At 71.1% G+C, this 12,968-nt stretch carries 11 protein-coding genes and 1 tRNA gene; 3 read left to right on the forward strand and 9 right to left on the reverse strand.

Features of this window, described 5'->3' with window-relative positions; genetic code table 11:
- Window positions 1-140 precede the first annotated feature (140 nt).
- A complete protein-coding gene (locus ACIBD9_RS08175; RefSeq protein ID WP_355427731.1) occupies window positions 141-410 on the reverse strand; it encodes a hypothetical protein in 270 nt (89 codons plus the stop codon).
- 198 nt (window positions 411-608) lie between these two features.
- Here ACIBD9_RS08175 and ACIBD9_RS08180 point away from each other — a divergent pair, with 198 nt between their 5' ends.
- Window positions 609-1,265: a 4'-phosphopantetheinyl transferase gene (locus tag ACIBD9_RS08180; RefSeq protein ID WP_396715688.1), complete on the forward strand. Its 657-nt coding sequence runs from the start codon at window positions 609-611 to the stop codon at window positions 1,263-1,265.
- Between the two features lie 203 nt (window positions 1,266-1,468).
- On the forward strand, window positions 1,469-2,239 hold the full coding sequence (locus ACIBD9_RS08185; RefSeq protein WP_396715690.1) for a hypothetical protein: 771 nt from the start codon (window positions 1,469-1,471) through the stop codon (window positions 2,237-2,239).
- Window positions 2,240-2,314: 75 nt separating this feature from the next.
- Here ACIBD9_RS08185 and ACIBD9_RS08190 read toward each other — a convergent pair whose 3' ends face one another.
- Complete coding sequence (locus ACIBD9_RS08190) at window positions 2,315-3,400, reverse strand: Gfo/Idh/MocA family protein (protein ID WP_396715692.1); 1,086 nt, start codon at window positions 3,398-3,400, stop codon at window positions 2,315-2,317.
- 59 nt (window positions 3,401-3,459) lie between these two features.
- Between ACIBD9_RS08190 and ACIBD9_RS08195 the strand changes: the two genes are divergently transcribed.
- Window positions 3,460-4,194 (forward strand): hypothetical protein, encoded by a 735-nt coding sequence (locus ACIBD9_RS08195; protein WP_396715694.1) that lies wholly within the window; start codon window positions 3,460-3,462, stop codon window positions 4,192-4,194.
- 269 nt (window positions 4,195-4,463) lie between these two features.
- Here ACIBD9_RS08195 and ACIBD9_RS08200 read toward each other — a convergent pair whose 3' ends face one another.
- The 7 genes from ACIBD9_RS08200 to ACIBD9_RS08230 form a co-directional block, all read right to left on the reverse strand.
- Complete coding sequence (locus tag ACIBD9_RS08200) at window positions 4,464-7,652, reverse strand: RHS repeat-associated core domain-containing protein (protein ID WP_396715696.1); 3,189 nt, start codon at window positions 7,650-7,652, stop codon at window positions 4,464-4,466.
- Between the two features lie 396 nt (window positions 7,653-8,048).
- Window positions 8,049-8,366 carry a hypothetical protein gene (locus ACIBD9_RS08205; RefSeq protein ID WP_396715698.1) on the reverse strand — a complete coding sequence of 106 codons (318 nt, stop codon included), beginning with the start codon at window positions 8,364-8,366 and terminating at the stop codon, window positions 8,049-8,051.
- Between the two features lie 180 nt (window positions 8,367-8,546).
- Window positions 8,547-8,623 (reverse strand) — tRNA-Ala (locus ACIBD9_RS08210).
- A 327-nt stretch (window positions 8,624-8,950) separates the two neighbouring features.
- On the reverse strand, window positions 8,951-9,733 hold the full coding sequence (locus tag ACIBD9_RS08215) for a hypothetical protein (RefSeq protein WP_396716169.1): 783 nt from the start codon (window positions 9,731-9,733) through the stop codon (window positions 8,951-8,953).
- Between the two features lie 200 nt (window positions 9,734-9,933).
- Window positions 9,934-10,584: a GNAT family N-acetyltransferase gene (locus ACIBD9_RS08220; protein ID WP_396715700.1), complete on the reverse strand. Its 651-nt coding sequence runs from the start codon at window positions 10,582-10,584 to the stop codon at window positions 9,934-9,936.
- Window positions 10,585-10,695: 111 nt separating this feature from the next.
- Window positions 10,696-12,009, reverse strand: a complete 1,314-nt coding sequence (gene glp / locus ACIBD9_RS08225; RefSeq protein WP_396715702.1) for a gephyrin-like molybdotransferase Glp — start codon at window positions 12,007-12,009, stop codon at window positions 10,696-10,698.
- Entirely contained in the window at window positions 12,006-12,968 is a 963-nt protein-coding gene (locus tag ACIBD9_RS08230; protein WP_387172443.1) for a UTP--glucose-1-phosphate uridylyltransferase, read from the reverse strand. Before ACIBD9_RS08230 ends, glp begins: the two co-directional genes overlap by 4 nt.

Raw genomic sequence — 12,968 nt, forward strand, 5'->3', positions numbered from 1 at the left:
GGCGCGGGGGGGGTGGGGCCCGGCTGGGGGGGCGGGCGGGCGGGGGGGGCGGGGTTGGGGGGGTGGGGGGGCCCCGGGGGGCCGCGGGGGGGGGCCCCCCCCGGGGGGGGCCCCCGCCGGGGGGGGGGCCCACCAGCGGGTCAGCTACGCCGGGAGCCGCGCGGCAACCAGCCGATGAACCGGTCCTGGAGCGACATCACCGGGGCGGCGCGCAGATCCTCCGTGGCCGCGGCGAGGCAGGAGCCCAGGTAGACGCTGAGCATGGCGCGATCACCCCCGTACTCCGCCAGCAGCCGGGTGCGCTTCGTCGCGCACGGCCACTCGTCACCGCAGGAGCCGCAGCTCCAGCACGGGGTCTTCGGGGCGTGCTCGTCAGCCCGCACCCCCGGCCGTTCCGCACCATCGGTCATCGCACGTCCTTCCAGATGTCCACGGGACTGGCGGCTGCCACGCCGGCCAGCATTGATGGTGGTCCCCCCGGAGCCATCAGGGAGAGCGCTGCACGTCCCTCCGGTGTTACATCTTTGCGGTACCTTCGGCGGTCATGGGAGTCGGAAAGTTGACGGTTAACTCGATGCGTCATTCCTACCGACCAGTAGGTCACCGGAATGCGTGACCTGCTGCCATCGACGGTCGCTGTCGCTGTCGCCGGGCTCGAGGACTGGACGGGCGAGTTACTCCCCGCTGAGCAGGCATGTCTCGGCGAGCGGGCGGCGCAGACCCGTCGGCGGGACTTTGCCGCGGGGAGGATCTGCGCCCGCAGGGCCTTGCGTGACCTCGGCCTACCGCCGACCGCCGTGCCGGCCGCCGCCGACCGCGCGCCGGTCTGGCCGGCCGGGGTGGTCGGCAGCATCACCCACACCGCCGGCTACTGCGCCGCCGCGGCGGCGCACACCACCGACATCCGGTCCGTCGGAATGGATGCCGAGCAGCACCGCGAGGTCAATCCGGGGGTACGTGGCCTCGTGCTGCTGCCCGAGGAGGAGGCCGCCTGCGCGCGGTTACCCGGCGACGTCCACTGGCCGGTGGTGCTGTTCAGTGCGAAGGAGACCGTCTACAAGGTGTGGTACCCGGTCGTCCGCGGTTGGTTGGACTTCCATGACGCTCGACTCGACCTCGATCCGGATGCCGGCACGTTCACCGCTCGGATCGCGCCGGCCCGCGTGGACGCGGCGGGGGTCGACGACCCGCCGGCATCGATCGCCGGACGCTTCGTGATCGCCGACGGGCTGGTCCGGACCGCCGCCGTGCTTCCGCTGCGCTGACCTCGGACGGTTACTCATAGCGATGAACGGGATACCGGTCCATATTGGCGTTCGGTGACCGACCGAACACCGTCCATGCTGGCCAGTGGGACGACGCATCGCCTTCGATGGGACTCCCTCCAACGTGGCGACTGGGCGCTCCGCCACCCACGGTAACGTCGAAGGGTTCCCGCACCGCACGTACCGAAGCGTCAAGGAGTACGGTGACCCACCCCCAGCCCTCCGTCAGGCCGCAGGACCCCCACCAGCCGAACCCGCAGTCGCCGAAGCGTCCGTTCGCGGCGACACCGCAGCCGCCGTTCTCGGGGGCCGCGTACCCGGCTGCTGGCGGGTACCGGGACGCTGGCGGCGGATACCGGGCACCCGGTGGCCCGGGCTACCCGATCATCGCACCACCACCGGTGCAGACCGACCGCGCCAAGAAGTCCGTCGTGCTCGTCGCGGTCTCGGCGGCCGTCCTCACCCTGCTCACCTGCGCCGGTGGCATCGTGGCGGTCGTCATCGGCACCAACCGCGCCTCGACCACGGTGAGCGAGGCGCGGGCCACCCCGTCGACGCCGCCGCCGGTGAACGACGACACCCGTGACCTGTCGCCCGGCGACACCCTGGTCGTCAACGGCGACGCCGGCACCGTCGAGATCACCGTGACGAGATTCAGCAGCGCCACCAAACCCTGCAAGTCCCACGGACTGAAGCCCGGCGAGGGCGTGTACGTGATCGCCGACGTGACGGTGGCCGTCACCAAGGGCACCGCGTCGACGAACCCGCTCTACTTCCAGTGGGTCGCCGCCGACGGCACCAAGACCACCGCGATCGGTGGCGCCTTCTCCGGCTGCGGCAAACCGATGCCGGCCATTGACGACCTGACCGCCGGCACCAGACGCACCGGCAGCGTGGTGTTCGACGTGCACGACACCTCGGGCGCGTTGGAGTACCAGGACCAGTTCCAGACCGCCGGTTCCTGGAAGCCGTGAACGTCCGGGCGCGGGGCTGGTCCAACCGGGCCAGCCCCCGCGTCCGGCGTCGTCAGTAGGCATGGGGGGGGCGGGCTACCGCCCCCACGCCTCGGTGGCGGTGACGACGGGCCGGCCGGTGCGTACCGACTCTTCGATGGCGAGGCTGATCAGGTGGTCCTGGCAGGCCTCGGCGAGCGGGTACGGAGCCGGGCCCTCCTCCCGCGCCCACGCCCCGGCGCGGGCGACGATGTCGGCCACCGCGATGTCGTCGTCGGACATCCCACTGCCGACGAACGGATTGCGATAGACCACGTCGCCGTCGAAGCTGATGTGCTTCAGGTCGAGCCCCTCCAGGTTGAGGTCGAGACCCGTCTGGCGTCGCACCAGGGATGACTCCACCGGCGTGGTCGGGTCGACCAGGCGGACCACCCGGTCGTCCACCAGCTCACCGCGCGAACCCCGCACCACCAACCGACGGGTCCGCAGCGGGTTCCACCACTGGTTGTCGGTGAAGTCGTACAACCCCATCCGCCCGCCGAAGTCGATGGTCGCGAGGGTGGTGGTGAGCTGCTGCGGGGTGTCGTCACCGCTCCAGCCGGCCGGCGAGAGCGGGTTGGCCAGCGGCGCGACGAAGGCACGCCCGCTGACCTCGGCACTCTCGTGACCCACGCCGAGCAGGCCCCGGATCAGCGACACCGCGTGGTACAGGTGGGTGGAGGAGATCTGGACCGAGGTCGGCTCGCCGAGCACCCCGGCGCGGACCAGCTCCAGCCGGGCCGCGTGCCCGGGCATCAGCAGGTACTGCTCGGCGACCTGCACCAGACCGCTGCCTCCGACGTCGGCCCAGAGCGAGCGCAGACCCGCCAGGTCGGGGGCGGGCGGTGTCTCGGCGAGCACCGGTACGCCGGCCGCCACCAACTCCCGGGTCGCCTCGGGCGTCACCGGCCACGGCACCGACACGATGACGAAGTCCGGCCGCTCGTGGGCGAGCAACTCCGCCGTCGTGCGGAAGGTCGGCACGCCCCAGTCGGCCGTCACGGCGGTTCCCCGCGATTCGGTACGCGTCACCACCCCGGTCACCCGGAACCGTTCGGGAAGCAGCCGGGCCAGGCGGAGGAAGAACTCGCCTCGCCAACCGCTGCCGACGATGCCGAACCGGGGCTGGGCCACCGAAGTCATCTGGGCTCCTCACGTAGAGGTCCGGATGCTAACCGGTCTCCTTCGCTACGGTTGCGTTGATGACCACCGACTCGATAGGCGCTGTACCCGTGCTGGTGCCCGACGCGGGACCGCCCTTGGACTACTACCTGGTCCTACCTCCACTCGGCGACCGCGATCCGGCCACCACTGTGGAGGGAATCGTGGTCGAGGAGTTCACCCGCCACCACGACTTCACCACGACTGGGCTGGACAGCGCGGGCTGGACGCCGGAGACCGGCTGGTGGAGCTCGGCCGCGCTGAGCCGCGGCATGCGCAGCGACCCGGAGGTGCTGGCGCGGGTGGTGCCCACCTCGCGCCGCGAGGCCGAGAACGTCTACCGCGCGCTCGGTGGTGAGCAACTGCCGGACGAGTCGATGCTCCGTACGCACTTCCTCGACCGGCAACCGATCGCCACCGCCCCGCCGCTGCGGCTCGGCCCCGCAGAGCCGCCGGCCGGCTTTAACGAGCGGCGGGTGTACCGCGTCCTCTTCGCCAAGGATCTCCGCGCCGAACAGGTGGCAAGCCTCCGGACGCTCTGGCGGACACCGGCGGGCGGCACGGGTACGTCCGCCGCGAGCGGTCGTCGCGACACTGGTGCCGACCAGATCACCTGGGACCTGCGGCGGGTCGGCCACCACCTCGCCTGGGCTCTCGACGTGACAGTCCTGCTCAGGACCGATGCGGCCGAGACGGCGGGCTCGACTCTGATCGACCTGACAGACGTCCTGCGGGAACACGGCCTGATACCGGTGACGACCGAACGTTTCTCCTAGCTGTCCGGCAGGGGTGGCACGGCGAGGACCGCGACCCTCGTCTGCTTCTCCGCCGTCCAAGGGTCACTGGACCGCACACCAACCGAGGTGGAAGTGACCACGAGCGGCCCGCCCACCCAGTCGATCGTCGATCATGGAGTTGTGGTGCCGGCTTGATGCCGGGGTGACCGCTTTGTCACCCACCACAAGTCCTTGATCGACAAGGCGAGGCGAGGCGGAGGGGGCGGTGAAGTCCACCGCCCCCTCCGCCTTCAGCTGGAGCAGGGGAACTAGCCGATCGCCTCGTCGACGAGACCGGTGAGACACCCGATCCCCGCGCCGACCGCGACCCCGGCCACCCCGCCGACCACCCCGCCGATGGCTCCGGTGGCGGCGCCCTTCAGGCACCCCTTCGTGTAGTTGGGCGCGAGGCCGGTCGGGTCGACGTAGTTCACCGGGTTGCCGGCGGCGTACGCGTACCGGTTACCGAGAGCCGGGTCCGCGAGGAAGCTCAGGCTGTCCTGTTGGGTGAACCGGCCGGTGTTCGGGTCGTACCAGCGGCGACCGAACTTGGTCAGGTCGTCGTGGCGGATGCCGCTGGCGAACCCGATCGCGTTGTCGATGATCTCGTTGTTGCTGCCGACCGTCCTGATCACCTTGCCGTACGGGTCGTAGGTGTAGGAGCCGGCCAGCGAGCCGTCGTACTTGATCAGGGCGACCACCGAGCCCAGCCCGTCGAACACGTAGAAGTAGTGGTGGAAGGTGCTCCCGGTCTTGCCCCGGAAGCCGAGAGGCGTGCCGAGCTGGTCGCGCTCGACGTAGTGCCGGCCGTAGGTGCCCGGCACGGTGTAGCTCTGCACCACGCTCTGACCGTTCTGGTCGTTGCGGCCGAAGAAGTACTCGTACTCGAACCGGGGCGTGCCCTTCCAGCCCAGTTCGATCTGGTCCGGCCCGTTGTACGCCCAACCCAGCTCCGCGCCCCCGGCGGTGAAGCCGCGCATCAGCTGCCCGGCGGAGTTGTACTCGAAGTCGCGCAACGCCGAACCGCCGAGCTGGTTACCGGCCCCGTCGTGGGAGTAGCCCGAGCTGGTGATCTGGTTCCCGGCGTTGTACGTCAGCGTCTGGGTGGTGGCCCCGTTCACCTTCTCCGAGGTGCGGTTACCGTTCTTGTCGTACGCGTAGTCGTAGGTCCTGCCGTCGATGTCGGTGGCCTTGGTCAGCCGGTTGCCCTGGTCGTAGGTGTAGAGGCTGACCGCGCCGCCGCGGTGGTGGTCGGTCTGCCACTGCCGCAGGCCGGTGTCGTCGGCCTTGGCCGTCGAGCAGGCGGCGGTGCCCACCCGCTTGGCGTAGCAGTACGACACGTCGAAGACGGTGCTGGCCGTGCCGCCCTGGAACCGCTTGCTGGTGGTCCGGCTGATCCGGCCGGACTGGTCGAGCGTGTTGACGGTCTCGGCCACGGTCACCGAGGAGACCGCCAGCCTCGTCGAGGTGCGTCGCCCCTCGTCGTCGTAGCCGAAGGTGTAGGTGCCGTTCGCCGCCACCAGCTTGGTGAGCAGGTTACGGGCGTTGTAGGTGTAGTAGGAACTGCCCCGCTCGTCCTGCTGCTCGATGAGGTTGCCGACCGGGTCGTAGACGTACCACAGCCCGCCCACGCTGCCGGTGCGCCGGCCGGTGAGCCGGTTCAGCCGGTCGTAGAAGAAGTTCTGGTACGCGTTCCCGTCGATCCGGGCGTAGACGTTGCCGCCACCGTCGTACTCGTAGGCGACATCGGGGATGTCGGGATAGTTGATCCGGGTAACCCGGTCGTCCAGGTCGTAGTCGTACTGCACCGTCCGCCCGGTGCCGTCGGTCGTCGTGCGTACCCGGCCGAACTCGTCGTAGCTGAACTGACGAGCCCCGAGCGTCGTCCCCGTCGGCGGGGAGATCGAGGTCAACTGCTTGTTGGCGTCGTACTGGTAGGTGGTCTTGTTCGTGCCGTTGCCGGGGTCGGTCGACGAGGCGATCGTGCCGTCGGCGTTGTACTCGACCTTGGCCTCGGCGGCCAGGGCATCCGTCGTGGACAACCTGTTGCCCGCCCCGTTGTACGTGTACGAGGTGCTGTTGCCCTGGCTGTCCGAGCCGGACGAGGGCTGGAAGTTCGCCGTCGGGTTGGTGGGCGTCGCCACGTTCGCGTAGGCGAGGGAGGACTTCGCGCCGGTCGGCGTGACGACCAGGGTCGGCGACTGCCCGCCGTTCGCCTCGTACGAGATGCTGGTGGTGCCGCCGGTGCCGCTCTGCGTCGACGCCAGGTCCAGGTTCGGCGTGTAGGAGAAGTTGCGGACCTTGCCATCGGGGTCGGCCAGGCTCGTCACCCGCTTGTCGGTGTTGACCGTGTACGTGCTGCGCGGCACCGAGGTGACCGGCTGCGACTGGTTGGTGTTGGCGTCGGCGACGAGCGTCTGGGTCGCCGACGGGTACGCCCACCGGGTGGTCGCGCCCACCGTGGGGTTCTCCGGCTGGAAGGCCCGGGTCAACGAGGTCACCCGGTGTGCCGAGTCATAGGTGATCGAGGTGGCGTTCCCGAGATTGGAACCCTGGATGCCGCCCGAGATCCTGGTGACCCGGCGGGACGAGTCGTACTCGAACCGGGTGTCAGTTCCCTTGGCCGAGCGGATCTGGGTCAGGTTGCCGCTGCTGTCGTAGCTGTACTTGACGCTGCGGTACTGCCCGCCCGTGCCGGTCTGCTCGATCGTCGACACGTAACCGTTCGAGCCGTAGAGCACCTTCGCGGTACGAACGGCAGTGGTGCCCCGGTCGGACGTCACAGTGGTCAACCGGCCGTTGGCGTCGTAGCTGTAGTCGGTGACGCTGTCGTTGCGGTCCTGGCTGCGGTCCAACAGCCCGGCGGACGTGAAGAAGAGCTTCCGTCCGCTGTCGTGCTCGACCAGCTTCCACCCGCTGCCGTCGGCGGAGAGCGTCGCCTTGAACTCCTTCGCGGCGGTGTAGCCGGACCCGCTCGGGGTGAACCGTCCGATGACGGCGTCGGCCGCGACGTACGTGACGGAGCCGTCGTCCGCCCTGATCAGCTTGACGTCCGCTCCGGTCCGCGTACGCCAGCTGTATCCGAGCGAGCCGGTCGGCACCTCACTGCCGGTGAGCAGACTGTTGTACGCCGCGCCCAGCACGAGGCTGTCCGCGATGCCCGGCAGAACCAGATCGGTGCTGCGGATGAGCAGGTTTCCCGAGCCGGTGTTCACCTGGGCGGTCAACCGGTCGGTCAGTTGGAACGTGCTGAACGTTCCGTTGCGTACCGGCCCGGTGCCGAGCGGAACCGAGATCGGTCCGGCGAGCTGGCTGACCGGGGCGTTCGACGGTCCGAGCGCTCGCTTGTTTGGCGAGCCGGGCGACGCGGGCTGGGACGGCGGGGCCGAGGCGGGCTTCGCAGCCGCCTGCGGTGGCGCGGCGTGCGCTGGCACGACCACCACGCCGGACGTGGACACCAGTAGGACACCCAGCGCGACTCCGGTGGCACGCCGTCGGCCACCCGCCCTTGGTAAGAACCTGAGCATTCAACTCCCCCTTGACGATCCTCGAGACAGGAAGGGCTTCACAGACGCGCTCGTACGCGGCGCGTCCGCTTCCGCTGCGGTGGTCGCCCCTGGTCAAGGACCCGCGCATGCAGTCCGCCGAACTTCCGACCGTCCGATCAGGACTGCGACGACCCGCCGCGAGGTCGAGTAGAGCATCGATGATCGCCGCTTCCGGCGGAAAGGCTGTTCGGGACGGTTCGGGCCAGTACGGGCCCGTTCGGGACACGCCGCGCCTGCCGCTGCACAAGATCGAAGAAGGCCGCCTCCCACCATGGGAGACGGCCTTTTACCGGGGGTGGAGACCCCTCAAGGCTGGTCGGTTGTCGTGCGTCGCTGCCGGGCAACCCCTCGCTGTGCACGATAATTTTTAAGGTTCACCCAGATGAGCAATCCGAGGCCGACGATGGTCAGCGGTCCGAACCAACCGCCGCGACCGCCCAGCGCAATAAGGGCAAGTGCCACGCCAATGCCGACGCAGAACCATCCATACTGCGAGGCGGACTGGCGACGTAGTTCTCGCTCTGGGGCCCGACCGGTAACGAGCACCAGCACGCCCCACGTGGTGGCGAGCACAGCGATGATGCCGCAACCCCACGAGCCGATCGCACCTATGGTGTCTTCCACCGCCTCAGCGTAAGTGGCCGCTGGCTGCCCGTCTGGATCGCGGGCCACGCGAAGCGGCGCGCCCCGCGAAGCGAGCGCCAAACGAAAACGGGGCCCGAAGGCCCCGAATCCTTGCTAACTTGCGCCGGGTCTGTGCCCGCCGATCTCGCCGGCGGGATCTTCCCGGATCGTACGTGTTGCTGGTGGAGCTGAGGGGATTTGAACCCCTGACCCCCTCGATGCGAACGAGGTGCGCTACCAGTCTGCGCCACAGCCCCCCGCCGGCGAACCGGCTTCGGTCCCACCCGGCTTACACCGGGCGGGCCGGCAGCAAGGCTAACAGGTCGCCGGCCCTCACCGCGAATCCGCCCCCTGCCCGGCACTGCGGCCCACCCGAAGATCGACTCGGGTTCCTGGAAACCGGGGCATCCCGGACGCCGTGACCCCCCGACTTCCAGGAACCCGAGTCGATCAAGCCAGCCGGGCACGGCCGAGCCAGGGTCAGGGCGCGGTCGAGGCCAGGGCACGGTCGCCCACGGCGAGGGCAGTCGGGGCCTGAGCCACGGCCAGGTCGGGACCAGGGCCAGGCCGGGGCCAGGGAGGCGTCAGGCGCCTCGGCCGGCCTCGTAGGGGCGGCCGCGGAGGCCGCCCGACCGCCGGTATGAGACGGATCCGCCGTTGACCGCGGCCGGCAGGTCTCCCGGTCGGTCCAGGCCCATGGCGGCTCGGCGTACCCCCTCGCGCTGGGCGGCCAGGCGGCGCTGCGCCTCCCGTCGGGCCGCGGCCCGCCGGGCCTGCTCCCGGCGCACCTCGGCCTGCCGGTCGGCCAGCCAGGCGGCCTCCCGGGCGCGGGCGCGGCGGCGGCGACGCCCGGCGAGGGCCTGACCCCGCAGGTGGACGACGTACAGGGCCAGCAGCAGGAAGGTGACCCCGAAGCCGACCCAGAAGCCGGGGCTGACGAACAGCACACCGATCAGCTCGACGACGTTGAGGAGCAGCAGGGCGGCGAGCACTCGGCGACGCCGGTACACGGCGGGGGTGTGCTGCCGGCGCGGCGGGGGGCGGCGACGGGACCGCTTCGGTGCGGCGGGCACGGCGCGCAGCCGACCGGAGCGGCGGACGGCGGGGGGCGCGGAGACCGGCGCGCTCAACGCACCGGTAGTCGCGTTCTCACTGAGAGTTACGACGAGTGAGCGCGGAGGGTGGACGGGTCGCCGTCCCGGCACAGTACGGCGCCGTCGGCGGCGCTGGAGCACCCGCGCCGTCGACTGCGCCCGCTCCGCCACCAGCCGCTCGGTGGCGTCGTACCGGCGAACCAACGCCGGGGCCAGGGCGAGCAGGCCGGCGGCGGCGAGGACGGCGAGGAGCACCGAGGTCGGCACCCTCACCCCTCCCGTCACCGAATTCGAAGCAACCGCCATCCGACCGCAGGATCTTCCACCAATCGTGCCTGGGTGCGTGGATCGTCCGGCCGGGGAGCGCTTGCCGCAGCTTGCAGTTACTTGAGGTTACGGCGCGCCGACCGGGATGCCACCGCGCCGCGCCGATCCCGTCCGTGGGACGACGGGGAGGAGGTCCGGAAATCCTCCTACCGCGCGTTGGCCCGAACCCGGTGCCAGCGGGCCAGCAGGCCGCCCTCGGCGGCGATCTCCTCACTCGTCATCGCGTACCCGATGTGGTCGCGCCACGCGCCGTCGATGTGCATGTAGCGCACGTGGTACGACTCCTCGCGGAAGCCCAACTTCTCCACGACCCGCCGGGACGGCCGGTTCTCCGGGCGGATGTTCACCTCCACCCGGTGCAGCCCACCCGGGCCGAACGCGTGGTCAACGGCGAGCGCGAGCGCCGTCGGGATCACACCTTGGCCGGCGACCCGGGCGTCCACCCAGTAGCCGACGTAGCCGGAGCAGAGCGCCCGCCGCACGATGCTGCCGATGTTGATGTGCCCGACCAGCCGGTCCCGATCGGCCTCACGCAGGCAGACCGCGAACGGCATGCCCTCACCCTCGCGGGCCGACCGGCGCTGGTCACGGTGCACCCAACGGAACGCCGCCGGCGAGTTCATCTCGTCCCAACCGCCGGGCAGCGACGACTCCCAGGGCGCCAACCAGGCCCGGTTGGCGCGCCGTACCTCCGACCACGCCGCCGCGTCGGAACGCCGGTAGGGCCGCAGCAGCACCGGGCCGTCGGCCAGCTCCACCGGCCAGCCCGGTGCCCGCGCGGGTCCGAAGAGACTCACCCGCACAGTCTCCCGCGCGGGACCGTGTCGCGCGCAAGTGGTCCCGCCGCGTTCACCGCAGACCTTCGACGACCATCCGACGCGGGCCGCGAGCGGACCGGCCGGAACAGGTCACCGGCGGCGGTCCAGCAACAGGACGTCCACGGTGGAGCCGGCTGCGGCCGTGGTGACCCGCTCGCCGAGCACCAGCAGCCCGTTGGCCTCGGCCAGCCCGGAGAGGGTGAACGGCCCACCGCTGAGCGGCTGGACCGTGTACCCGCCGCCGCGTCGCTCGGCGACGTGCGCCGGTCGGAACTCGCGCAGCCCCGCCGGCGACGACACGGTCTCCAGCAGGTGTGCCCGCACACTGGGTCGGAACACCGGCTCGGCGCCGGCGAGCAGTTGGATGGCGGGGCGGGCCAGCACCTCGAAGCCGATCAACGCGGCGCCCGGGTCGCCGGGCAGGCAGACCACCGGCACCTCCTCGGCGCCGACCGTGCCGAACCCGAGGGCGGTGCCGGGATAGAGCGCCACGTCGGTGAAGGTGACCGGCCCGGCGCGCCCGCCCTCGCGGCGGGAGAGGATCCGGCGCACCATGTCGCCGGGGCCGGTGCCGGTGCCACCGGTAGTGATGATCAGGTCGGCGCGCAGCGTCTGGTCCTCCAGCAGCCCGCGCAGCCCCTCCGGGTCGTCGTCGCAGATTCCCACCCGGTACGCCAGCGCGCCGACCTCGGCCGCCGCGGCGGTCAGCGCGTGCGAGTTCGCGTCCACCACCTGGCCGGGCTGGCTGCCCCGGCCCACGTCGACGAGTTCGTCACCGGTGGCCACGATGACCACCCGTGGGCTGGGCCGGACCACCACGTGCCCGATGCCGGTAGCCGCGAAGACGGCGACCAGGGCCGGGGACACGTAGGTGCCGGCCCGAGCGAGCACGGTGCCGGCGGGCAGCTCCTCACCGGCACGGCGTACCCCGTACCCCCGTTTGGGGGTGCGGAAGATCTCCACCGCGGCCATGCCCTGGTCGGTCCACTCCACCGGGACCACGACGTCCGCGGCGACCGGCAGTGGCGCCCCGGCGGCCACCGAGAAGCACGAGCCGGGGGTGAGCCGGACCGGCCGCCAGCTCGCGGCGCCGAGATCGCCGACCACGTTGAGCCGGATGGTGCGGCCACCGGGCGTGCCGGAGGGGGCCGGGACGTAGCTCGGCCCCCGGCCCCCTCCGGAAATGTCCTCCCAGCGCGCGGCGTAGCCGTCCACGGCCGCCTGGTCGAAGGCCGGGAAGGCGTGCGGCGCGACGACGTCCTCGGCGAGGACGTTGCCGTGCGCCTGGGTGAGGTCGAGGTCGAGTGGCGGCAGCGCGCGCAACCTGCGCAGCACGCTGCCCAGGTAGTCGGCGAGCGGCGTCAACTCGTTCGCGGCCGCCTCGGCGTCGGCCGTCGCGGTCATGTACCAGATCCGCCTGCCGCGTCGGCCTTGACGAAGTCGGCCAGCCAGGACCGGAACTCGGCGCCCAGGTCGTCGCGCTCGGCGGCGATCTGCACCACCGTCTGGAGGTACCCCAGCGGCATGCCGGTGTCGTAGCGGGTGCCCCGGTAGACGATGGCGTGCACCGGGGTGCCCTCGGTACGCAGCAGCTCCATCGCGTCGGTCAGCTGGATCTCGCCGCCGCTGCCCGGCTTGGTCCGCCGGATCGCGTCGAAGATCTTGCCCGGCAACACGTAGCGGCCGAGCACCGCGAGGTTGCTCGGGGCGTCCTCCGGCTGCGGCTTCTCCACCATCCCGGTCACCTTGACGACCTCGCCGATGTCGGTCAGCTCCGACTCGGCCGGCTCGACGGAGGCGATCCCGTACCGCTTGGTGTCGGCCGGGTCGACCTCGAAGAACGCGAGCACCACACCGCCGGTGCGGGCCTGCAACTCCAGCATCGCCGGCAGCAGCGGCTCCGACGGCTTGACGAACTCGTCGCCGAGCAGCACCGCGAAGGGCTGGTCGCCGACGTGCGACTCGGCGTACCCGACGGCGTGGCCGAGCCCGAGCTGCTCGGGCTGCCGCACCGTGTAGATCTCGGCCAGCTCGCTGGGCCGACGCACGGCGGCCAACCGCTCGGAGTCGCCCTTCTCCTCCAACCTGGTCTCCAGGTCCGGACGACGGTCGAAGTGGTCCACCATCGACGTCTTACCCCGACCGGTGATCAGCAACACGTCACCGATGCCGGCCTGCGTGGCCTCCTCGACGATGTACTGCAACACCGGCCGATCCACCACTGGCAGCAGTTCCTTGGGCACCGCCTTGGTGGCCGGCAGGAACCGGGTGGCCAGTCCGGCGGCCGGGATGACGGCCTTGACCGCCAGGGGACGGCCGGTTGCGGCGGCCGCCGATGAGGGGTTCGCTGAGTGCTCCGACAT

Source organism: Micromonospora sp. NPDC050784 (genome assembly GCF_044456765.1).
GTDB lineage: Bacteria > Actinomycetota > Actinomycetes > Mycobacteriales > Micromonosporaceae > Micromonospora > Micromonospora foliorum.

Excerpts from the sequence above, each read along its gene's own strand:
- ACIBD9_RS08175 (WP_355427731.1), bottom strand. The coding sequence starts at position 410 with ATGACCGATGGTGCGGAACGGCCGGGGGTGCGGGCTGACGAGCACGCC.
- ACIBD9_RS08180 (WP_396715688.1), top strand. The coding sequence starts at position 609 with ATGCGTGACCTGCTGCCATCGACGGTCGCTGTCGCTGTCGCCGGGCTC.
- ACIBD9_RS08190 (WP_396715692.1), bottom strand. The coding sequence starts at position 3,400 with ATGACTTCGGTGGCCCAGCCCCGGTTCGGCATCGTCGGCAGCGGTTGG.
- ACIBD9_RS08195 (WP_396715694.1), top strand. The coding sequence starts at position 3,460 with ATGACCACCGACTCGATAGGCGCTGTACCCGTGCTGGTGCCCGACGCG.
- glp (WP_396715702.1), bottom strand. The coding sequence starts at position 12,009 with ATGACCGCGACGGCCGACGCCGAGGCGGCCGCGAACGAGTTGACGCCG.
- ACIBD9_RS08230 (WP_387172443.1), bottom strand. The coding sequence starts at position 12,968 with ATGTCGGAGCACTCAGCGAACCCCTCATCGGCGGCCGCCGCAACCGGC.